Origin of the sequence: Cellulosimicrobium sp. 22598 (assembly GCF_052044445.1) — a bacterium.
Taxonomy (GTDB): domain Bacteria; phylum Actinomycetota; class Actinomycetes; order Actinomycetales; family Cellulomonadaceae; genus Cellulosimicrobium; species Cellulosimicrobium cellulans_G.
Genome location: NZ_JBQEMZ010000008.1, coordinates 63,753 through 85,242, shown reverse-complemented (window position 1 = coordinate 85,242; position 21,490 = coordinate 63,753). Strand labels below are relative to the sequence as shown.

Sequence of the window (21,490 nt, the reverse complement as noted above, 5' to 3'; positions counted from 1 at the left end):
TCCCTAGCCCCCGAGGCCCGCGGTGCCCGAGGCACGGACCGCGACGGTACCGGGCGCAGGGACGTCGGCCACGGGCAGGAGCACCGAGAGCAGGCTCGGGGTCTCGTCGCCGTCGTCCCCGCTCGGGTGACCCGCGCTCGCCGTGACCGACCAGACCGGCTCCAGGTCCCCGCGCGGACCGACGACGTCGACCGTCACGGCCGCGACCGTGGCGTCGGATCCCTCCGCCACCAGCGCGGACGGGTCGAGCGTCTGCGTCGTGCCGGCGGCGAGCGCCACGGTCGTCGTCCCGGCCTCGGCGCCGTCCTCGTCGTGGGCGCGGACGCGGAGCTCGAGGCGTCCGGTCGCGTCGTCGCCGTCCTCCGCCGGGCCCGTCGCCGGGACTGCCGCGAGCGTCAGGACCGACGTCGTGCCGGGGACGAGCGCGACCTGCCCGGCCCGCGCGTCGTCCGCCACGGCCGGGGCGTCCTCCGCGGGGGGCACCAGCGCCCGCGCGGCGATCCACGCCCGGTCGTACTGACGCTCCTCGTGCAGCAGGTCGGGGTCGGCCTCGCCTCGCCGGTCGACCGACGCCCCCGCGACGACGGGGACGTCCGCGTGCACGGCCACGGCGTACGACCCCGCGGGCAGCCCCCCGAGCGAGACGTCGGTGACGACTCCCGGCGTGAGGGCGACGTCCTCCACGCCGCGCAGCGGGACGGGCCCGTCCGCCCCGTAGACCGTCACCTGCGCGGTCCCCGCCTGGTCGCCGGGGGCGAGGAGGCGGAGCTGCGGCGCGTGCGGGTCGTCGACGGCCTCGCCGATGCTCGCGACGCCCGCGAGCGCCACGTCGTGCGCGGGGTCCGCGCCGGGGACGACGTAGTCGACGCCGAGCGGGACCAGCCCGTCGAGCGTGGAGTGCTGGAGGTAGGCGGAGACGAGCCCGCCCGTCGCCGCGACGTGCACGACGAGACGCCGCTGCTCGGGGGCGGCCGCCTCGACGAGCGTCACGACCTCCTCGCCCGGGCCCACGAGCTGCTGCCCGCCCCCGGAGAGCACCGCGGCCCCGCCCTGGCCCCAGACGTCGACCTGCACGACGGCGGGCGTGAGCCCCGGGTTCTGCAGCACGAGCTGGGTGCTGCTGCCGATCTGGGTGCTCCCGCCCACGAGCCACTGGCTGATGCCGGGCCGCGCGCAGCTCGCCGCGGCGAGGCCGCGCAGGTCGCCGGCGGTCGTCACGGACCCGACCGACGCCGCGACCCGCGGCGCCGCCCCCTCGCCCGGGCGCACGGTCAGGACGCTGCCCGCGCCAGGGTCCTCGACGGTGCTCACCGTGACGTCGGCGTCGGGGGCGCGATCCAGCGCCCGGGCGCCGGTGCGCGCGGCCGTGCCGTCGAACGTGCCGATCTCGGCCGACCCGGCGCCCGCCACGACCGCGCGCAGGCTGCTCTCGGTGCCGACCGGCGCGGGACCGAACTGCGCGTCGCCGACCGTCTCCGGGTCGGTGAGGCGCGCGGGCCCCGGGCAGACCGTGACCTCCGGGGCCGGCTCGACGGCGACCCGCTCGACCGGGTCGGCGGGGGGCGGCGCGGCGGGGACCAGCGTCGCACCCGTGCTCCCGAACGCGGCCACGGCGCCGACCGCGAGCATCCCGACCAGGCCGGCGCCCGTCGTCGTGACCCGGCGCACCACCCCGCGCCGCCGGCTGCGGGACGTCCCGGCGGTCGCCCCGTCCGGGGCCGCCCGGCCCTCGCCCGTCTCGTTCTCCGTCGTCACCGCGCTACCTCGTCCCCGCCCGACGACGCCGCACCGGCACCGCGAGCAGCACGTACACGAGCAGGGTGATCCCTGCCGCCGTCATCCAGCCCGACCGGTGGTCGGCCGCGTGGAACACCTCGAGCCGACCGTCCGCGCCTCCCAGGGCGAACGCCTGGAGCCCGCCGGTGGTCGACGGGTCGACGGCCTCCAGGGGTCGGCCGTCGAGCGTCGCCCGCCACCCGGGCGAGGCGTCCTCCGCGAGCACGACCACGCGGTCCTCGGCCCCCGCCGGCACGACCGCGTCGACCGGTCGCAGCGCCTGGCGGTCGGCGTCGAGCGGCTGTGACCCCGCGGACGACTCGACCCGCGCGTAGGCGGGGTCGAGGCCGTCGGGCGCCACGCGCCACACCAGCCCCGACTGCCCCTCTGTCATGCGCTCGAGACCGGGCACCGTGTCGAGCCGCGCCACGAGCTCCGCGCGCGCCTGGTCCTGCTCCGCCGACGCCGGCAGGAGCACGGCGCCCACGCCGAGGCGCCCGAGGCCGTCGCTCACGTCGGCGGACGTGCCGGAGACGAGGTCGGCGACCACCCGGGGCAGCTCGCCCTCGGTCGCGCCGGGGTCCGCGGCCTGCCACGCCTCGACGACGACCGAGGAGTCGACAGCCTGCGGGCCGTCGGAGCGCAGGGCCGCGTACTCGACCACGCCGCCCGGACCGATCTCGAGGCTGAGCACCCGGGCCTGGCGCGGGGAGGACTGCATCTGGCGGCCGACCGGCGGGACGACGGGCTGGGTCGTCGCGCGGACGTCGCCGACCCGCGCGTCGTCCCGGTCGAGGACGCCCGCCGTCCACGACGCCGCGGTGCCCAGCGGGAGCAGCGTGACGACGAGGCCGAGCGCGACGACGGCACCGGACCGCCAGGGCGGGGCGCCGCCGTCGGGCAGTCGGGGCGCACCCACGAGCGCGGCGCCGAGGAGCGCGAGGAGCGCGAGCGAGGTGCCCGCGCCGGGCCAGCCCGTCACGGGGGCGTCCGGCGACGCGCCCGCCCCGACGACGGTCGAGCCGGCGAGGATCGCCGTCGCGAGGCCGATCGCCGCGACGAACCACGCGCCGACGGCGAGGCGGCGCCCGCGGAGCACGGCCACGGCGGCGAGCGCCACGACGACCGCCCCGGCGGCGAACGGCGCCCACCGCGCGAGCAGGTCGACGGCGCCCGAGCCGTCGAGCCCGAACCACGCGCCCGGCGACACCGGCAGACCGAGGAGCAGCTGCCACGGCGGCGCGGCCGCGGCCGCGACGGGCGCACCGGGGTCGGCGAGCAGGAGGCGCCACCCGCCGTCGCCCGCCGTCCTCGCCACGTGCACGAGGAACGGCGCGAAGAGCACGAGGGCCGGGACGGGGACGAGGGCGAGGTAGCGGCGGTGCGCGGGCACCCCGACCGCGACCACCACGAGCACGAGGACGCCGACCGGGAGGAGGACGGGCGAGCCGGCGACGACGACGGCGAAGAGCAGGCCCGCGGTCGCCGCCGCGGCGAGCGACCCCGGCTCGCGCCGCAGGACCGGACGCGCGGCGTCGGGCGCGGCCGGCGCGACCGTGTCGACACGCTGGAGCCCGAGCGCGCGGACCACCGCGAGCGCGAGCCACGGCAGCGTGGCGTGCACGAGCACGGCGCCCACCCGGCCCGCGCCCACGGCGGCGAGCAGGGCCGGCGCGGCGACCCACACGAGCGTGGCCCAGGCGCGCGCCGGGACCGAGCGGACCAGGGCGCCCGCGACGAACCACGCGCCCAGACCCGCGGCGACGAAGCAGGCCGGCACGAGCAGGTTGACGGCGGTCTGGGTCGCGCCGCCCGCGAGCAGCGAGGCGGGGACGAGCGCCGTGACGTAGGGGTCGGCCGGGGCGGGCGCTCCGAGGCCGGTCGAGACCCACCCGGTCGTCGCGGCACGCCAGACGTCGCCCAGCGTGCCCGTCGCCGGCAGCAACGAGCCGCCGACGAGGCGCCCGCCGGCGAGCAGCGCCCCCGCGAGCGGGCCGAACACGAGGGCGGTGTACGCCACGAGGGCGACGGCCGTCGCAGCGAGCCCCGCCCGTCGCCGCAGCGCGAGCGCGCGCAGCTCGCGCCGCTCGATGTCGGTCGGGGCCCACGCGGTGCGCCGCTGCTCCGCCCGCGCCAGACGACGGTCGCGCCGCTCGGCGAGCACCTCGCGCCACGTGCCGCGCAACGGGCGCAGCGCACCGCGCGGGAGCCTGCGGGTCCGTCGGGCCGCGCGCCGCGCGCGCCACACGGGCCCGACCCGGGCGAGCGCCCAGAGCGGCGCGAGCAGCTCGTCCCGCGCGTGGCCGGGCTGCTTGACGAGCAACCGGTACGCGGCGTGGAACGGCGCACCGAGGATCATGGCCAGCGCGACGAACGGGAGCCACGGTGCCGCGACCCCGACGAGTCGCGCGTGCAGCTGCGACCGGCGCCGCGCGGCGGAGGACGAGCCGGGGTCCGGCGCGGGGAGCGTGGTCGCCCCGCGCCGCCGGTCCCGCAGACCGAGCAGCGACGCCTGGGCGTGCCGCACCACCGCGGACGGCACGACGATCACGCGGTGCCCGGCGAGCCGTGCCCGGCGGCACAGGTCGAGACCGTCGCCGAACGGGCCGTACTCGGGGTCGGTCCCGCCGAGCTCGAGCCACACCGTGCGGCGCACGAGCGCGCCCGCGAGCCCGACGGCGAGCACGTCGTCGCGCGCGTCGTGCTGGCCCTGGTCGATCTCGTCGTCGTCGATCCCGGTCATGCGGCGCCCCAGCGGCGTCGTCGTGACGCCGACCTCGACGAGGCGGCTCGCCGTGCCCGGCTCGAACGGCGCGGCGGGCTCGGCTCCCGTGCCGACCGTCCACCGCTCCTGCTTGGGTCCCGCCACCGCGACCGCGGTCGAGTGCTCGACCGCGCGCAGGAGCTCGGCGAGCGCGTCGGGAGCGGGCGCCGAGTCGTCGTGGAGCAGCCAGAGCCACGTGCCCGGCTCGACGTGCGCGAGCGCGGCGTCGACCGCGTCCCCGAACGAGCGGGCGCGCGGAGCAGCGACGAACCGCGCGTCGCCGAGCTGGAGCCCCTGGTGCTCGCGCGTCGCGTCACCGGTGGCGGCGTCGACCACGACGACCGCGTGCGGGCTCGTCGTCTGGGCGCGCAGGGCGGCCATCGTCTGCGCGAGGAACGGCGTGCTCCCGCGCGTGACGACGACTGCGGTGACGGTCGTGACGACGGGCAGCGCCCCGGTGACGGCAGCGACGATCTCGGGTGCCGCGACGACGCCAGGCACCGCAGCGGCACGCGCGGCCGCCCCCGGCGTGACGTCGCCGGGGCGGGCGCTGCGCGCGGACGTGGTGAGGTCGGAGGAAGTCATGTCCCGTCGATCATGCGACGGACACGGCTCCGGGCGCGGCATTTGCGCGCCCCGGTGTGGCGGGGTGTCGTGACCCCGTCACGAGGCGGCCCGGTGCGGCACGCGGCCGATCCGGACCGGGCGACGCTCGTCGTCAGACGACGCGGCGCTTGAGCTTGCGGCGCTCCCGCTCCGAGAGGCCGCCCCAGATGCCGAACCGCTCGTCGTTCTCGAGCGCGTACTCCAGGCACTCCGCGCGGACCTCGCAGCCCGTGCAGACCTTCTTGGCCTCGCGCGTGGACCCGCCCTTCTCCGGGAAGAAGGCCTCCGGGTCCGTCTGGGCGCAGAGCGCCCGCTCCTGCCAACCCATGAGCGAGTCGTCGACCGGCTCGCCGAAGAGCGGCAGCACCGGTGCCACGCGCTCCACCTCTCGTTCAGCGTCGGAGGGGAAAGCCCCTCCCGTCCCGTCCAGCATGTTCCACATCGTGCGCCCCTTCATGCCGTTCGCCGGGCCTCGTGGCGAGAACCCCGCCGGAAACTGCATTGAAGAAATTACACGCGTGTCGTCCGCGGGCGTCAAGCCGAAATGTGATAGCGACGAGGAGGCGAGGGGTGAAATTCCGACATGTCGGGACGCGATATCAGCGCTCTAGGGTGGTGTCCATGGTGACCGCTCCCCATCCCCCGACCCCGCGCGACGACCGCCCCACGCACGTCGCTGACCTGCTGCGTCTCCTCACGCGAGACCCCGGCCGACCGCGGCTCACGTGGTACGGCGACGACGGCGAGCGCGTCGAGCTCTCCGGCGCGGTGCTCGAGAACTGGGTCAACAAGACGACCAACCTTCTCGTCGAAGAATTCGACGCCGGCCCCGGCACGCGGGTCGTTCTCGACCTTCCGGTCCATTGGCGCACGGTCGTCTGGGCGCTCGCCGCATGGCGCGTCGGAACGACGGTCGTGCTCGCGCCCGTCGAGGACGACGCTATGCCGGACGACGGCACCACGCGACCGGACGTCGTCGTGACGACGCGCCCCGACCGCTGGACCGGGACGCGCGCCGAGTTCGTCGCCGTCACGCTGCCGGCGCTCGCCCGCCGGTACGACGGCGACCTCCCGGCAGGGGCGATCGACGCCGCGTCCGCGGTCATGACCTACGGCGATCAGCTCGGGTGGGCGCCCGGCATCGACCCTGGCGCGGCAGCGCTCGACGACGGCACCTCCGCGACGACCCACGCGGCGATGTTCTCCTCTCCCACCGCCCCTCGGGGTACGCGCGAGACGGTCGACGGGCGACGCGGCATCTCGGGAGTCCTCGCCAGGCTGGTCGCGCTCTGGAGCGCGGACGGCTCCGCCGTCGTCCTCGCGCCCGACGTCGCGGCCGGGCTCGATGCCGACCCGGACCGCCACGCACGGCTCCTGCAGAGCGAACGGGCCTCCTGAGGTCAGCGCCCGGTGGGCACGGTGACGGAGCGCCGTCAGCCGGTGTACTCGAAGTGCCAGTACTCCGGGTTGGAGCCGTCCTGCCACGCCCACCGCGGCGCCTGCCACCCGAACGCGGGCGCGTTCAGCTTGAGCCACTCGTACGAAGGCGACCCGAAGCCGTGCTGCGACCCTTCGGCGGTGTCGAGGGCGAGACCCCACCCGTGGTTCGACGTCCCCGGGACGGCGGCGACCGAGCCGAGCGTCATGCGGAGGTACACCTGCGTCGCGTAGGTCCGGTAGCCGTAGCCGATCGACATCGACCGTCCGAAGCGGCCCCAGTACGCGCTGTTGAGTCGTTCGAGGGCGCGCTGGGCGTCGCACCGCAGGAGCACCGAGCGATTCCACGACACCGGACACAGCGTCGACGTGTCGAGCCGTCCGTTGCGCCCTGTGTAGGGGGCCGGTGCGCCGGCCGACTGCCACTCGGCGTGCGTGAGGTACTTCTGCACCGTCGGTCCGGAGTACAAGATCGCCGGGCCGGAGAAGTCCTTCTCGAAGATGTCCCCGGGGAGGCGCGCGGCGACACGAGGAGTCGGCGAGCCTTCAGCGAGCCACTCGGCAAGGCTGATCGGCCGCCCCTGTCCGTAGCGCAGATCGGACATGCGCGCGATCGAGTCGTGCCACGTGAGCTTGACGAACCCCTGGTTGGCGCGGACCGAGGGAGCGCGGTACCCGGTTGCCGCCCACTCCTGCTCGGCAAGCTTGTGCAGGCTCCCGTCGGGCGCCCGCAGGAAGAGCTCCGGCGCGGAGGCCCACCGATAGATCGAGCTCCCGTCGATCCATCCCGCCGCCCGCGGTTCGACGAAACCCGTTGCCGACCACGCCTCCCAGGTCAACCTGTCCCAGTCCCAGTCCGCTGACGACCAGTACGTCACCGCGTAGAGGGTCGGTGACCACGGATACCGGACCACCTCGGTCCGTGTCGGTTCGGGAACCGGCGATCCTGCGGCGACCCACTGCGCGTAGGTGAGCTGACGACGTGCAGCTCCGTCGACCTCGTAGATCGCGGGATCGTGCGGCTTCTTCAGGTATCGCACTGCCGTCGTCGCGAGCACGCCATCGCGATCGACCGTCCCGCGTCCCCCCGCGTCGAGAACCCCAGGTCGGTCCCCCTGCCGGGGGAGACGGTCGAGGCGCACGTCGGCGTGAGCCACCGACCCGACGACGAGCAGCACACCGACGAGCACGCTCACGAGGACGAGCACACGGCCGGCGAGAGCCTTGGTCTGCACGCGCACCCCCTCCCACGTCCCGGAAACCCCGCCGTGTACTCTCGACGGAACCAGCGCAGCTTGGAGGGAACGTGTCTGCAGAGTCTGCCTTCGACGGCGCATCCCAGCACCTCGACACGACATCCGAGGACTACACCGACCGCCTCCGTGCGCTCCAGGGGAGCACGTGGAAGCGCCTGCTGCACGTCCAGGCTCCGTACCGATGGAACCTGCGGCGACACCTGGGTGGCCGGCCGACGGTCGATCTCGGCTGCGGGATCGGTCGCAACCTGTCCACGCTCGTCGCAGGAAGCGTCGGTGTCGACCACAACCCCACGTCCGTGGCGTTCTGCCGCACCATGGGGCACCGCGCGTACCTGCCCGACGAGTTCTTCCAGCTTCCTGACCGCGACCGTCCCCGGGACGGGCTCCTGGTGGCCCACGTGCTCGAGCACCTGGAGCCGCGGAGCCAGGAGAGCTTCCTTCGCCCCTACGTCGAGACGCTCCTGCCGGGAGCGGTCGTCATGGCGGTCTGCCCACAGGAGCGGGGGTTCAGGAGCGACTCGAGCCACACGGACTTCGTGGACGGTCCGCGTCTCGTGAGCATCTTCCGTTCGCTCGGTCTCGAGGTCGAGGGCTGGTCGTCGTTCCCCTTCCCGCGGAGCGCAGGAGGGCTCTTCGTCTACAACGAGTTCGTGGCGGTCGGCCGTGTCCGCTGACATCGCCGGTCTGGCTCGATGCTTCCTACTTGGTGCAGGTCCAGGACGAGGGAAGGAACGGCGTGAAGCTCACGGGTGTCGGCCTCGGTGATCCGGCACCGGACCACTCGGCGTAGGTCAACCGGAAGAAGCCCGCGGGGCCGTCGTACCAGATCTCGTCGTCATAGCCGAAGCCTCGCGGGGGGCCCTGAATGAACCTGCTCGCTCTGCTCGACGAGATCGTCTGAGGTGTCGGCGAGCCCTCTCGCACCCACTCCGCATAGCCGAGCCGCGACCCGCACGCGTCCGAGTGACCGTTGGTCGTGGAGTGGTGCACCGGTCCGATGTTCTCCGGGACGTCCCAGAAGAGGATAGGACTCCAGGAGTAGCGGTAGACGCCGAGCTGGCGATCCGTCGGGTCCGGGAGAGGACGTCCCATCGAGACCCACTCGGAGTAGGCCAGCTTGTGGGTAGGGGCGTGCACGGCCGTCTCCGCGACGAAGATCTCGGTCGGCGACGACGGACGGGAGAGCACGCGGCACATCGCTGTCGCGTCGGTACATGCGCGAAGATCCTTGACGGGCCTGGGGCTCCCGACCGACCGCCAGTCGTCGAACGTCAGGACGTGCGGGTCTGCGTGGGCACCGTGCCCGTCGTCGGAGTCGGGCCAGTAGGTCAGCGCATAGATGGTGTCGCTCCACGGGAGCGACGAGTAGCGAGGTTCCCAGACGACGGGCGCCGGAGAGCCGAGAGCCCGCCAGGAACCCAGATCGAGATACTGCCGTGGGTTGCGGGTGCTCCCCCACGTCTCCGGAGAGCCAGCGACGAGATAGAGGCTCGGACTGAAGCGGGACTTGACCACGAACGACGCCTCGGTCGAGACCGCGGGTGCCGCTCCCCAGGGGGACGCTGCCGCGGCGAACGCGAGCACCGCCACCAACAGCGTGACGACCCGGACCCGGAATCCGCTCCGGGTAGAGGTCGACAGGCCACCTGCCTCGTCGCCGACCACGTCGACCGCTGCCGCGGGACGGGTCGAGGCCCTGCGTCCCTCGCTCACCGGGACGACCCCACGACGATCCCGCCGACCGGCGGGCCGAAGGGCTTCGACGACGGAGGCGGTGAACCGGCCGCCCTCCACTGCTGGTACGTGATCGGGAAGAAGCCGGCCGGCCCGTCGTAATAGACGTCACGGCTCCCCGCGAAGACGACGAAACGCTCCCTCACGGCGGACGGGACCACCTTGGGGGTCGGCGATCCGGCCGCTCGCCACTCCTGGAGCGTCAACGAGCGTCCTGTGGCGTAGACGTCCGAGTCGTAGGCGGAGCGCGGCCCGATGGAGACCGGCGTCGCCGCGAAGACGCGGTCGTTCCACGCGAGCCTGTAGTAGCCCACGGTCTGGACGAGGGACACCTCGGGGGCGCCGATCCTCGTCCACTCGGAGTACGTGAGCTTGTGCACCCCGCCCGACCCTTCGATGTCCACGAGGAGCTCGGACGACGTCGGGTAGCGCGTGACTGAGCACCACGTCCGCTCACAGAACGGGAAGGACCGGTCGGCGGGAGGACGCCCTGCCCCGACCCACTCCGCGTACGTCAGGGGGCGGACGTCCGCCCACGTCTCGCCCGGCCATTGGGTGACCGCATAGATCGTGGACGACCACGAGAGGCCCGCGTACTCAGGTTCGAGGACGTGAGCGGTCTGCCGCCCCCGGGCGACCCATTCGGCGTAGGTCAGCGCTGTCCGACCGCCGAGGGCTGCCCCCGACTCGTCGACCGAGATCTCATAGATCGTGGGGTCGAAGCGGGACTTGACGAGGAGGGTGGTCGGCTCGGCACCTGCGGGAGGCGCGAGGGAGAGCCCCAGCGCCGCAGCCGTCAACGCCGTCGCGACGATCTTCACGAGCCGCTTCATTGCTCTCCATCCGGAAACCCGCCGTGCGAACAGGCGGATCGTAGCGTATGCGGGCGCCGCCTCGGACAGGCGGACCTGGCATGAGAAGATCGCCACCATGCGCGGAATCATCCTCGCCGGCGGCTCCGGCACCCGACTGCACCCGATCACCCTCGGCGTGAGCAAGCAGCTCGTGCCCGTGTACGACAAGCCGATGATCTACTACCCGCTCTCGACCCTCATCCTCGCGGGAATCCAGGACATCCTCGTCATCACGACGCCGCACGACGCCGAGCAGTTCCGCCGGCTCCTCGGCGACGGCTCGCAGTTCGGCGTCTCGATCACCTACACCGTGCAGGCAGAGCCGAACGGGCTCGCGCAGGCCTTCGTGCTCGGCGCGGAGTTCATCGGGGACGACTCCGCGGCGCTCGTGCTCGGGGACAACATCTTCTACGGCCCCGGCCTCGGGACCCAGCTCACCCGCTTCGACGGGATCGACGGTGGGGCCGTGTTCGCGTACCGAGTCTCCGACCCCACCGCGTACGGCGTGGTCGAGTTCGACCAGAACGGGACCGCGCTCTCCCTCGAGGAGAAGCCCCAGGAGCCGAAGTCCAACTACGCGGTGCCGGGCCTGTACTTCTACGACAACGACGTCGTCGCCATCGCCCGCGACCTGGAGCCCTCCGCACGAGGCGAGTACGAGATCACGGACGTGAACCGCGAGTACCTGCGGCAAGGCAGGCTCCAGGTCGAGGTCCTTCCTCGTGGCACCGCGTGGCTGGACACCGGGACCTTCGACTCGCTGCTGGAAGCCTCGGACTTCGTGCGGACCATCGAGAACCGCCAGGGGCTGAAGATCGGCTCGCCGGAAGAGGTCGCGTGGCGCCGCGGCTTCCTCACGGACGACGAGCTGCGCGCTCGGGCCGAGAAGCTGGTGAAGTCGGGCTACGGCACGTATCTCCTGGGACTGCTCGACTCCTGAGTCGTCCCCCGCGCGACGGGAGAGGCAAGGGGTTAGCGTGACGACGGCGCCGACAGGTGCCCGAGTCTCCTAGGAGGTGCCCGGACGATGCTGACCCGAACCCGGCGCGCCGTCGCGCTGACGGCGTCCCTCACGATGCTCGCGACGACGCTCGTCGCCGGGCCGACCATCGCCCGTCCCGCCGCCTCCACGGCGGCGCCGACAGCTGTTCCCTCGACGGAAGGCCCCGAACCGGTCGAGCCGTCGGTGGAGGAGGTGCCGCTCGAGGCGGCCTCGACCGACGGTGGGTCGCCGTCCGTCGCGCCCTTCTCGGCCGACTCGCTCGACGCCGGGGCGACGGACGCGCTCGACGGCCTCCACGCCTCGTCCGACGTCTCGGGTTTCGCGACGGTCGGGGTCGTCTGGCAAGGCCCTGCAGACCCGACCGGGCTGACTGTCGAGGTGCGGTCCGCAGATGCCACCGGTCGAGTGAGCGGCTGGGAGGCCCTCGAGATCGAGCCGGGCTCCGAGGGCGGGGTCCCCGGGACGGCACCGTTCGTCGTCGGCGACGTGTCCCGTGTCGAAGCCCGGGTCACCGGGACCGTCGGCGAGGTCCACGATCTCGAGCTCGTGATCGTCGATCCGGGGACGAGTGCTGCCGACGCGTCGGACACACTCGCTCCGCCTGCCACCGCGAGCTTCGGCGGAGGTTCGGGGAGCGGATTGTCGGGCGCCCGAACGGCGGCGTCCGCCGGGATCGACGCCGCCGTCGCGTCGGGGTATCCCGGTAGCTCGCGGGCGCCCGCCTTCTACTCCCGCGCCCAGTGGGGCGCGGACGAGTCGCTGCGGACGTGGTCGCCCGCGCAGGGCAACATCCAGGCCGCCGTCATCCACCACACGGCGGGCACCAACACCTACGGGACGGGAGACGTCCCGGCGATCCTCCGAGGGATCTACGCGTATCACGCGCAGACCCGCGGGTGGGGGGACATCGGCTACAACTTCCTCGTCGACAAGTTCGGCCGGATCTGGGAGGGCCGTGCAGGCGGGATCGAGCTCGAGACGACGGGCGCCCACGTCTCTGGCTACAACACCCCGACGACGGGCGTGTCGGTCCTCGGGAACTATCAGACCGCCACTGTGAGCAACGCCGCGGTCGACGCGATCGTCCGGCTGCTCGGCTGGAAGCTGTCGATCCACGGCGTCGACGCGGGCGGGACGACCGTGATCAACGGGCAGCGGCTTCCGACGATCTTCGGCCACCGTGACGTCGCTTCGACCTCCTGTCCGGGCCAGACCTTGTGGGTACGGCAGGACGAGATCCGACGGCGTGTCAAGGCCGAGCAGTCGAAGTACTCGGCGCTCTGGGGAACAGCGACGGGGAGCCTGGTGATGTCTCCATACCGCCCTGACGTGTATCTCGTCGTCGGTGGCACCAAGCACCGTCTCACCACGACGGGAATCCTCGATTCCCTCTCCGCCCAGGGTCGGGTCTCCGACGCGGCCGACAGCTACTTGTCCTACCTCGCGACCGGCAAGCCGCTCGGGCGGTTCCTTCGAGACCCTCGGGACGGGACGGTGGCCTTCGTGGACGGAAACACGAGGCGGCGCGCGTCGAGCTGTGACCTGGTCACCAGCTTCGGCTCGAGTTGCGCGGCCGCCGTCGACGTCACGGCCGCCCAGTGGTCGCGCCTCGCCGCAGGGCCACCCCTGAGCCGCTTCATCCGCTCGTCGTCGAGCGACTCCGTGTTCCTCGTCCAAGGAGGGACGCGCCACTGGGTCTCGTCCTGGGCACGGCTCCTCTCGCTGAACGACGGTCGTGTGCCCGAGATCAGCATCCTGACCCCCAAGGCGGTCTCGGAGATCCGGCAAGGGCAGGACGCGTAGTCTCGGCCGACGGCCTCTCAGCCCTCCGCTGCCGGCCCACCGACCACGGAGGGGGCGGCGAGCGCCCACCGATCACGCCAGTCGCCCAGCACCGCCACCCCCGCACGTTCGATCGTGTCGTGCGAGAGCACGGAATACGTCGGCCGAGGTGCCGGCCGGGCGAAGTTCTCGCTCGTCGTCGGGCTCACCGCCTCCACGGGGATCTCGAGCTCGACAGCGACCGCACGCGCGAACTCGTACCAGGTGCACGCACCGGACGAGGTGGCGTGGTAGACCCCGCCCGGCGCGTCGGCGACGACGAGAGCGGCGACGAGCTCGGCGACGTCCGCCGTCCACGTCGGCTGGCCCGTCTGGTCCTCCACGACGGAGACCTTCCCCCGCTCACGGAGGAGTCTGGCGATCGTCCGAGGAAAGCTGGACCCGTTGGCTCCGTAGAGCCAGGCGGTCCGCACGACGAGGTGCGCCGGGCTCGCCGCCCGCACCGCCCACTCGCCCGCCGCCTTCGTCCGTCCGTAGGCTGAGACGGGGTGGAGCGCAGCGTCTGCTGCATAAGGCACTCCCGCCTCTCCGTCGAACACGTAGTCGGTGGAGACGTGCACCATCCGCGCCCCGACGGACGCGGCTGCGACTGCGAGGTTCGCGGCGCCGACGGCGTTGACGGCAAAGGCCTCCCCCTCGTGCGTCTCGGCACCGTCGACGTCGGTCCACGCAGCGCAGTTCACGACGACGTCACCCTCGCGGAGCAGGTTCTGGCACGCTTCGGCGGACGTGATGTCGAGATCCGAGCGGCCGAGCGCGAGAACCTCTCCCTTCGAGCCGAGCGTCGCGACGACGTCCGTGCCGAGCATCCCGCCGGCCCCGGTGACCAACCAACGCATGCGACTCCTCCTGTTGACGACGGCGACACAGCCTAGCGTTCGAGTGCCCCTGTCGGCCTGGCAGGTCCGGATCCCACGTCCGGGTCTATCATCGGGTGTCCTCGAACGAACGGAGAGTCCTGGTGCGGGTGGAAGAACTGCCGATCGCCGGAGCATGGTCCTTCACCCCTACCCAGCACGGGGACGACCGCGGCCTGTTTCTCGAGTGGTTCAAGTCAGACCTCTTCGCCGAGACGACCGGCCGGGACCTCGAGCTCAAGCAGGCGAACCTGTCGGTGTCGGCGGCGGGTGCGCTCCGAGGAGTGCACTTTGCCGACGTCCCACCTGGTCAGGCGAAGTACGTGGCCTGCCCTCGCGGGGCCGTGCTCGACGTCGTCGTCGACATCCGCCGGGGATCTCCCACCTTCGGTCGCACCGCGTCCGTGCTGCTCGACGACGTCGACCGTCGCGCGGTCTTCCTCTCCGAGGGCCTCGGGCACGCGTTCCTCTCGCTCGAGGACGGGTCGACGGTCACCTATCTGTGCTCCACGCCGTACGCGCCTGGGCGGGAGCACGGCATCAACCCGCTCGATCCAGCGCTCGACATCGACTGGCCGCGGAACGGACGCGACGGGCGCGAGCTCACCTACGAGCTCTCACCGAAGGACTCCTCGGCGCCCACTCTCGCCGAGGCCGACGCGGCCGGGCTGCTTCCGGAGTGGAGCGCCGTCCAGGAGTTCGTGCGTCACCTGTCGCACTGAGCCGTCCTGCTCGCGCGACCTCTGGCAGGAGCACCGTCGAGGGCGCCGTATGCTGTGCTTTCGCTGTGACGAACCCGGCAGCCGGCCGGGAGCGCAGTTGAGCACCCAGGCAGGTATACGTGCACCACGTCCTCCGACGCGCCCTCGCGTCGATCCTCGCCCTCGGCACCGCCGGCGCCGTCGCCGTCGCTGCTGCTCCTTCCGCCTCGGCACAGTCCGACGGCGTGTACAGCGTGCCCTACTCGAGCGCGCTCTACTACCACTCGCACACGGGGCAGTACCACCAGCCCCTCAACTTCCAGGAGTGGGTGGACCTCGGTCGTCCGGCTCCGAAGCCCGTCCCCACCGACTTCGTCAAGTACCCGTGGTCGTCCAACATCTACGCGGTCTCGTTCTTCGACAACGCGTCGACCCAGTGGGAGTGGAAGAAGCTCACGTTCGCCGAGTGGTCCAAGGCGGGCAAGCCGACGCCTCGCACCGCAGGGCACATCGAGGGCTCCTACTACTACAAGTGGGGCACGAACAGCTCCGAGGTCTTCGTCTACCTCGACGACGAGTCCCACAAGCTCACGCTCAACCAGTGGAAGGCGGCGGGTTCGCCTGTCCCCGACGTCCTCAGCGACAGCGGCTTCTACAAGCTCTCGTGGGACTCGACGATCGTCTACTACGACTCCATCGCCAACCAGGACGTCTACAGCGTCACCTACGAGTGGTGGAAGTCGGAGGGCTCGCCGACCCCCAAGTCCGCCCGCATGCTCCCCGGTGACGAGGTGTGCACCATGAGCGGCACGCAGGACCTCTTCTACAACGGCTGGAGCTACGGCGGCGTGCTCACGTACAACCAGTGGCGGGCGGCCGGATTCCCCTCCCCCACCTGCACGGTCTAGCCGACGCCCAGACCCGCCGTGTGCGGGCCAGGGACCTGCCCTGGCCCTGGCCCGCACGCGGAGGACGAAGGTCCCGGGTGAATTCCCCGCGACCAGCCCACGTACCCGTCCCCCCGCCGTAGGCTGTGGCTTCCTGTGACGAACCTGGTAGTCGACCAGGAGCGCAGGGTCCATGTCAGGCAGGGACTTCATGCACCAGAGAACTCGACGCGCTCTTGCGACTCTGCTCGCGCTCGTCACCGGCGGCGCGCTCGCCCTCGTGAGCGCGTCCCCCGCGGCGGCGCAGCCCGACGGCTTCTACAGCGTGCCGTACTCGGGAACGATCTTCCAGCACTACCACGACGACGCCTACGGCTTCCACTACCCCGTCACCTACCAGGAGTGGCTGGACGCCGGGCGACCGACGCCTCGCCCCGTCCCGACGGACTTCGTCAAGTACCCGTGGTCGGCCGACATCTACGCCGTGTCGTTCTTCGACAAGGCGTCGACCCAGTGGGAGTGGAAGAAGCTGACCTTCGCGGAGTGGTCCCGCGCCGGAAAGCCGGCGCCGCGCGTGGCCGGGTGGATCGAGGGATCGACCTACCACCAGTGGGCGACGTCGCCCGAGATCTTCGTCGAGCTCGACGGCCAGGTCCACAAGCTGACGTTCAACCAGTGGAAGGCCGCGGGCTCGCCCAGCCCAGAGGTTCTGGGGGACGCGGGATTCATGAAGCTGACCTGGGACAGCTCGATCGCCTACATGTTCTCGATCGGCGGCGGCCAGGGATACCCGGTGAACTACGCCGAGTGGCGAGCAGAAGGCTCACCGACGCCGAAGGCGCAGCGCATGCTCCCGGGCGACTACGTGTGCTCGTACTCCTGGACCAACGCGCTCTGGTACGTCGGCAACAGCTTCTACGGCCAGCTGAGCTACCAGCAGTGGCAAGCCGCAGGGTTCCCCCACCCCGTTCCCTGCGGCTGACCCCCCGTGCCCCGAGGGCGGCGCCCCGACCCCGCAAGGGTGTCGGGGCGCCGCCCTCGTCGTGCAGAACCGTCCTCTACTGACCCACCGCCGCGTACTTCGCCTCGACCGCCTCCTTGGAGGGCCGCCACCACGACTCGTTCTCGCGGTACCAACGGACCGTCGCCTCGAGACCTGACCGGAAGTCGGTGTACCGCGGCTCCCAGCCGAGCTCCTCACGCAGCTTGGTCGCGTCGATCGCGTACCGCAGGTCGTGACCGGGTCGGTCGTTGACGTGGTCGAAGTCGTCGGCGTCTCGGCCGAAGATCTCCAGCAGCGTCCGTACCACCTCGAGGTTGGACTCCTCGCCGTCGGCACCGATGAGGTAGGTCTCGCCCGGTCGTCCCTTCTCCACGATCGCCCAGACGGCGGCGTTGTGGTCCTCGACGTGGATCCAGTCGCGCACGTTGAGACCGGCGCCGTAGAGGCGAGGACGGACGCCGTCGACGAGGTTGGTGATCTGCCGCGGGATGAACTTCTCGATGTGCTGGTACGGGCCGTAGTTGTTCGAGCAGTTCGAGATCGTGGCTTCGACGCCGAACGACCTCGCCCAAGCACGAACCAGCAGATCGCTCCCCGCCTTAGTGGACGAGTACGGGCTCGACGGGTTGTACGGAGTGGTCGGCGTGAACTTCGCCGGGTCGTCGAGCTCGAGGTCGCCGTAGACCTCGTCGGTCGAGATGTGGTGGAACCGCACGCCGTGACGTCGTACGGCCTCGAGCAGGGTGAAGGTTCCCACGACGTTCGTCTGGACGAACGGCGACGGGTCGTTCAACGAGTTGTCGTTGTGCGACTCCGCGGCGAAGTGGACCACGAGGTCCGACTCGCCGACGAGGTCGTCGACCAGCGTGGTGTCGGTGATGCTGCCCTCGACGAAGGCGATGCTGTCGGCCACCGGGGCGAGCGAGCTCCGGTCACCGGCGTAGGTCAGCGCGTCCAGCACGGTGACGTCGTGCTCAGGGTGCTCACGCACCGTCTGCTGGACGAAGTTGGCACCGATGAAGCCGGCGCCGCCGGTCACGAGGACCTTCATGGATCTCTCCTAGGCGTATCTGGGCGGCTGCCCTGCGGACGGGTCGTGGGCACGGCGAACCAATCTAGCGGATCTCGACCGGCGGGTCCGTCGGCGTGGTCACGCTGGGCCACGCAGTCGCAGCGACCGACCGATGTCCTCGCCGGTGACGGCGATCCCGACGGGCAGCGGCGTCAGCGGGCGCTCGTCGAGGTCTGGCCAGACTACGGAGCGGAAGCGCAGGTCACGCGCCTGCCGCGCGCCCAGGGGGGAGGCGGCCAGCACCGCCTGAGGCTTGCGCTTGTAGATCGCGCGGAGCATCCCGATGATCGCCGCGATCGTCACCGAGGACTGCGAGGCGAGGATCTTCGTCACCGGCGCCGACCCGGGCTCGTTCGAGGCCGCACGGGCGACGACGTCGAGCACGAGCTCGGCACAGTCGTCGACGTAGATGTAGTCGCGGAGGGTGTCCAACGAGACGTAGATGCCGATGGGCCGTGCGAGATGATGCGCCAGGCAGAACTGGGAGATGAGTCCCTGCGGCTTGGCCAGGTTCTGCCCGGGCCCGTACAGGTTGGAGATCCGCCCCAGGACGACCCTGACTCCCCCGGCCGCCAGCCCGGAGAAGATCTCCTCGGCAACCAGCTTGGCTCGACCGTAGGCCGCGAGGGGCGCGGGCGTCGACAGCTCCGTGAACGGTGGGTCCGCGGCTCCCGCGTAGAGCCCGCCTGCCGAGGACGCGAAGAACACCGTGCACCGAGCGAGCCGTTCGGCGGGCCGGCGCGCGAGGTCGGCGACGAACGCTCGCATGACCTCGGTCTCGGCTCGCAGCGCCTCGTCCGTCGACGCGGTGACTCCTGCGCCGGCGCACCACACGATGCTCCACCCACCGTCGCCCGCCAGCGCGACCACCTGGTCCACGGCGCGTGCCAGGTCCCGTGCGGCGACCTCCGGCACGGACCAGTCGACCTGCGCAGCGACGACGGGTAGACCGCGCGCGGCGGCGCGCTGACGCACCGCGCTCCCGAGGAGTCCTCGCGCACCGACGACGAGCGTCGGGGGGGCGGCTGTCACCGCGCGCGGCCGCCTCGGCCGAGCGGACCGCGAGCCGGGTCGGAGACGATCAGGTAGAGCGGTCGGCCCATCGCCATGTTGACGGCGACTCCGATGTACTCGGCGATGATCCCGAGCGCGAACAGGATGGCACCGGTGCCGAGCAGGATGACCACGATGAGCGAGGTCCAGCCCTCAGCGACCGGGCCACCGACGATGCGCGAGATGGCGAGCACGATCGCGACGACGATCCCGGCCAGGCCGCACAGTGCTCCCAGCCCGCTCACGAGCCGCAGCCCACGCGTCCCGCTCGACAGCACCATCCGCCAGAAGTGCGAGAGGAGCCGGCGCAGCGAGTAGCCCGACCTCCTCTCCCCCTCCTCCCGCAGGGTCACCGGAGCGGTCGCGATCTTGCCGCTCACCCAGCCGAGGGCCACGTCGAGATAGACGTTGGGGCCGGCGTAGGCCGCGACCGACCGTCCGATCTCGCCGAGCACGAGGCGATAGCTCTGGTAGAGCGACGTGTCGGAGCTCCCTGCGAGCACCTCGATGACGCGCTTCGAGCCGCGAGACGTGATGTTGCGGAACACGCTGTGCGGCGGTTGGTTGGTGGGCTTGCCGTAGACCACGTCGGCACCCTCGCGGAGCGCCGCGTCGAGCAGGCCCACCATCTCGGCAGGGTCGTGCTGGCCGTCCTCGTCGAGCGTCACGATCCAGTCGCCCCCCGACGACGCCATCCCCGCCAGGGTCGCGGCGTGCTGGCCGAAGTTGCGGCTGAGCCAGACCGGCCGCACGAACTCGTACCGGGCCGAGAGGTCGCGGATCGTCTGTGCCGAGCCGTCGGGCCCGTGATCGTGGACCAGGAAGACCTCGCCCACCACAGCGTCCGATCCCCCGGGGGTGACGAACGGCGTGGTCAGGCGCTCGATCTCCTCCAGCAGCGCGGGAAGCGTCCGCTCACCCTGGTAGACCGGGACGACTACCGATATCCGGTGCGGTGCAGCAGGCGTGCCTTCGTTCGTCACGCTGGAGACTATAGTCGTTGGGTCCGGCGTCCTCGTCAGGCTCCCACGCCCCGAGCGCGACCCACCACGCCCCGAGTATCCGAGAAGAGGACTGCCGCTCGATGGTCATGGACCCTGAGCCTCCGACGAGCGAGAACAAGCCGATACAGCCCCCGGCGGGCATGCAGGGCACGCTGGGCCCGCTGTTCCGGATCGTCAAGGACCAGCGCGTCGCGTTCCTCATCGTCGGCGGCTTCAACACGCTCCTCGGCACCTTCTGGTTCGTCTTCTTCGAGCTGCTGCTGCGTGACCACCTGGGTGCGTACGGGTACATGGCGAGCCTCGTGTGCGCCCACGTGGCTGCCGTGCTGTGCGCGTTCGTCCTCTACCGCAAGTTCGTCTTCCGCGTGACCGGCCACGTGTGGCTCGATCTCGCGCGGTTCGAGGTCGTCAACCTCGCCGCGCTCGGCGTGAACGTCGTCGCGCTGCCGTTCGTGGTCGAGCTGCTCGGCCTCGCCCCCATCCCCGCCCAGCTCCTGATCACCTGCGTGACCGCGTTGATCAGCTACTTCGGCCACAAGGGGTTCTCCTTCCGCCGCAAGAAGCCCGTGGCGGACCTGCCCCCGAATGCCGCTGAGGAGTCCGAAGCATGAGCCCGCGCGTGTCCGTCGTCGTCCCCGCGTACAACAACGGCGACTATGTCGAGCAGACCCTGCGCTCCGTGCTCGACCAGACCTACACGGACTTCGAGCTCGTCGTCGCCGACCATGCGTCGCAGGACGACACCTGGGACCGGATCCAGCAGTTCGCGGACGACCCTCGCGTGCGACTCGAGCGGACCGAGGCCGGCGGAGGTGCGCGGCGCAACTGGAATCGGGTCAGCGAGCTCGCCCAGGGCGAGCTCATCAAGCTCGTGTGCGGCGACGACCTGCTGCGACCGACGATGCTCGCGGAGCAGGTCGCCGCTCTCGACGCCGCAGGTGACGGTGCGGTGATGGTCGCCTCCCAGCGCGATCTCGTCGACGCACGGGGTGACGTGTTCCTCCGCGGCCGAGGACTCGACGCGCTGGACGGCGTCGTCCCCGGCGCCGCCGCCCTCAGGGCGACCGTGCGGTCCGGGACGAACATCTTCGGCGAACCGGCGTGCGTGCTGCTGCGCACCGAGGCGCTGCGCGCAGCGGGCTGGTGGCAGGACCTGCGCTACTACATCGACGCCGGCTCGTACGCCCCCGTCATGGTCACCGGCGACGTCGTGGCCCTGCGCCGGCCGCTCGCCGCGTTCCGCGTCAGCGCGAGCCAGTGGTCCGTCCGCCTCATGAAGGCCCAGGCGGAGGAGGCGGCGGAGTTCCACCGCCTCGCACAGCGGCTCGCACCTGCGGAGATCAGCGACGCGGACGTGCGCCGTGGTGACCGCATGGCGAAGCTCGTCGCGCTCCAGCGACGCGCCGCCTATGTCGCCCTCGGCAAGCGCATGCGACCGCTCCCCGCAGACTGACCGACGGACGCCGCTCTCCGAGCGGCACCTCCTTCGGCGCGCCGAACTCCGACCGCACGGTTAGCGTCGAGTGGTGCCGACCTGGACCCGCTCGCTCGTTCCGCTCGCGGTCGTCGCGGCCGTGGCCGCGACCCCGTCGTGCTCGGCGCAGCCCGCGCACGGCGGCGCGGGTGGGTCGGAGAGCT

The 21,490-nt window shown here is 72.0% G+C and carries 19 protein-coding genes; 9 read left to right on the top strand and 10 right to left on the bottom strand.

What is annotated here, in order from left to right; translation table 11 throughout:
* Positions 1 to 3 precede the first annotated feature (3 nt).
* From ACTJIY_RS10485 to ACTJIY_RS10475, 3 genes are all read right to left on the bottom strand, one after another.
* Positions 4 to 1,755: a DUF5719 family protein gene (locus ACTJIY_RS10485; protein WP_440674249.1), complete on the bottom strand. Its 1,752-nt coding sequence runs from the start codon at positions 1,753 to 1,755 to the stop codon at positions 4 to 6.
* 4 nt (positions 1,756 to 1,759) lie between these two features.
* Positions 1,760 to 5,125, bottom strand: a complete 3,366-nt coding sequence (locus ACTJIY_RS10480) for a glycosyltransferase (protein ID WP_440674248.1) — start codon at positions 5,123 to 5,125, stop codon at positions 1,760 to 1,762.
* A 133-nt stretch (positions 5,126 to 5,258) separates the two neighbouring features.
* A complete protein-coding gene (locus ACTJIY_RS10475) occupies positions 5,259 to 5,588 on the bottom strand; it encodes a WhiB family transcriptional regulator (protein WP_275892227.1) in 330 nt (109 codons plus the stop codon).
* A gap of 179 nt (positions 5,589 to 5,767) precedes the next feature.
* Here ACTJIY_RS10475 and ACTJIY_RS10470 point away from each other — a divergent pair, with 179 nt between their 5' ends.
* Complete coding sequence (locus ACTJIY_RS10470) at positions 5,768 to 6,544, top strand: TIGR03089 family protein (RefSeq protein ID WP_440674247.1); 777 nt, start codon at positions 5,768 to 5,770, stop codon at positions 6,542 to 6,544.
* Between the two features lie 35 nt (positions 6,545 to 6,579).
* On the opposite strand, the gene ACTJIY_RS10465 is transcribed toward ACTJIY_RS10470, so the two are convergent.
* Positions 6,580 to 7,818, bottom strand: coding sequence for a M15 family metallopeptidase (locus ACTJIY_RS10465; RefSeq protein WP_440674246.1), 1,239 nt, complete (start codon positions 7,816 to 7,818; stop codon positions 6,580 to 6,582).
* A gap of 71 nt (positions 7,819 to 7,889) precedes the next feature.
* Between ACTJIY_RS10465 and ACTJIY_RS10460 the strand changes: the two genes are divergently transcribed.
* Positions 7,890 to 8,516: a class I SAM-dependent methyltransferase gene (locus ACTJIY_RS10460; protein ID WP_440674245.1), complete on the top strand. Its 627-nt coding sequence runs from the start codon at positions 7,890 to 7,892 to the stop codon at positions 8,514 to 8,516.
* A 25-nt stretch (positions 8,517 to 8,541) separates the two neighbouring features.
* Here ACTJIY_RS10460 and ACTJIY_RS10455 read toward each other — a convergent pair whose 3' ends face one another.
* Positions 8,542 to 9,555, bottom strand: a complete 1,014-nt coding sequence (locus ACTJIY_RS10455; protein WP_440674244.1) for a hypothetical protein — start codon at positions 9,553 to 9,555, stop codon at positions 8,542 to 8,544.
* Complete coding sequence (locus ACTJIY_RS10450) at positions 9,552 to 10,409, bottom strand: hypothetical protein (protein ID WP_440674243.1); 858 nt, start codon at positions 10,407 to 10,409, stop codon at positions 9,552 to 9,554. Before ACTJIY_RS10450 ends, ACTJIY_RS10455 begins: the two co-directional genes overlap by 4 nt.
* A gap of 97 nt (positions 10,410 to 10,506) precedes the next feature.
* Between ACTJIY_RS10450 and rfbA the strand changes: the two genes are divergently transcribed.
* Together rfbA and ACTJIY_RS10440 are read left to right on the top strand one after the other, a co-directional pair.
* Positions 10,507 to 11,370, top strand: coding sequence for a glucose-1-phosphate thymidylyltransferase RfbA (rfbA, locus tag ACTJIY_RS10445; protein WP_440674242.1), 864 nt, complete (start codon positions 10,507 to 10,509; stop codon positions 11,368 to 11,370).
* 87 nt (positions 11,371 to 11,457) lie between these two features.
* The gene (locus ACTJIY_RS10440) at positions 11,458 to 13,236 is read left to right on the top strand and encodes an N-acetylmuramoyl-L-alanine amidase (protein WP_440674241.1); all 1,779 of its coding nucleotides are present in this window, start codon (positions 11,458 to 11,460) and stop codon (positions 13,234 to 13,236) included.
* Between the two features lie 17 nt (positions 13,237 to 13,253).
* On the opposite strand, the gene rfbD is transcribed toward ACTJIY_RS10440, so the two are convergent.
* Positions 13,254 to 14,114, bottom strand: a complete 861-nt coding sequence (gene rfbD / locus ACTJIY_RS10435) for a dTDP-4-dehydrorhamnose reductase (protein WP_440674240.1) — start codon at positions 14,112 to 14,114, stop codon at positions 13,254 to 13,256.
* A 122-nt stretch (positions 14,115 to 14,236) separates the two neighbouring features.
* Here rfbD and ACTJIY_RS10430 point away from each other — a divergent pair, with 122 nt between their 5' ends.
* The 3 genes from ACTJIY_RS10430 (at position 14,237) to ACTJIY_RS10420 (ending at position 16,702) form a co-directional block, all read left to right on the top strand.
* Complete coding sequence (locus ACTJIY_RS10430) at positions 14,237 to 14,854, top strand: dTDP-4-dehydrorhamnose 3,5-epimerase family protein (protein WP_440674239.1); 618 nt, start codon at positions 14,237 to 14,239, stop codon at positions 14,852 to 14,854.
* Between the two features lie 119 nt (positions 14,855 to 14,973).
* Positions 14,974 to 15,741, top strand: coding sequence for a hypothetical protein (locus tag ACTJIY_RS10425; protein WP_440674238.1), 768 nt, complete (start codon positions 14,974 to 14,976; stop codon positions 15,739 to 15,741).
* A 172-nt stretch (positions 15,742 to 15,913) separates the two neighbouring features.
* Entirely contained in the window at positions 15,914 to 16,702 is a 789-nt protein-coding gene (locus ACTJIY_RS10420) for a hypothetical protein (RefSeq protein WP_440674237.1), read from the top strand.
* Positions 16,703 to 16,778: 76 nt separating this feature from the next.
* Here the strand turns inward: ACTJIY_RS10420 and rfbB are convergent, their stop codons facing one another.
* From rfbB to ACTJIY_RS10405, 3 genes are all read right to left on the bottom strand, one after another.
* Positions 16,779 to 17,774, bottom strand: coding sequence for a dTDP-glucose 4,6-dehydratase (rfbB, locus tag ACTJIY_RS10415; protein ID WP_440675023.1), 996 nt, complete (start codon positions 17,772 to 17,774; stop codon positions 16,779 to 16,781).
* A gap of 99 nt (positions 17,775 to 17,873) precedes the next feature.
* On the bottom strand, positions 17,874 to 18,827 hold the full coding sequence (locus ACTJIY_RS10410) for an NAD-dependent epimerase/dehydratase family protein (protein ID WP_440675024.1): 954 nt from the start codon (positions 18,825 to 18,827) through the stop codon (positions 17,874 to 17,876).
* Complete coding sequence (locus tag ACTJIY_RS10405; protein ID WP_440675025.1) at positions 18,824 to 19,831, bottom strand: glycosyltransferase; 1,008 nt, start codon at positions 19,829 to 19,831, stop codon at positions 18,824 to 18,826. Before ACTJIY_RS10405 ends, ACTJIY_RS10410 begins: the two co-directional genes overlap by 4 nt.
* Positions 19,832 to 19,938: 107 nt before the next feature.
* Between ACTJIY_RS10405 and ACTJIY_RS10400 the strand changes: the two genes are divergently transcribed.
* Together ACTJIY_RS10400 and ACTJIY_RS10395 are read left to right on the top strand one after the other, a co-directional pair.
* The gene (locus ACTJIY_RS10400; protein ID WP_440675026.1) at positions 19,939 to 20,463 is read left to right on the top strand and encodes a GtrA family protein; all 525 of its coding nucleotides are present in this window, start codon (positions 19,939 to 19,941) and stop codon (positions 20,461 to 20,463) included.
* Complete coding sequence (locus tag ACTJIY_RS10395; RefSeq protein WP_440675027.1) at positions 20,460 to 21,305, top strand: glycosyltransferase family 2 protein; 846 nt, start codon at positions 20,460 to 20,462, stop codon at positions 21,303 to 21,305. The genes ACTJIY_RS10400 and ACTJIY_RS10395 overlap by 4 nt, the downstream gene beginning before the upstream one ends.
* Positions 21,306 to 21,490: the final 185 nt, after the last annotated feature.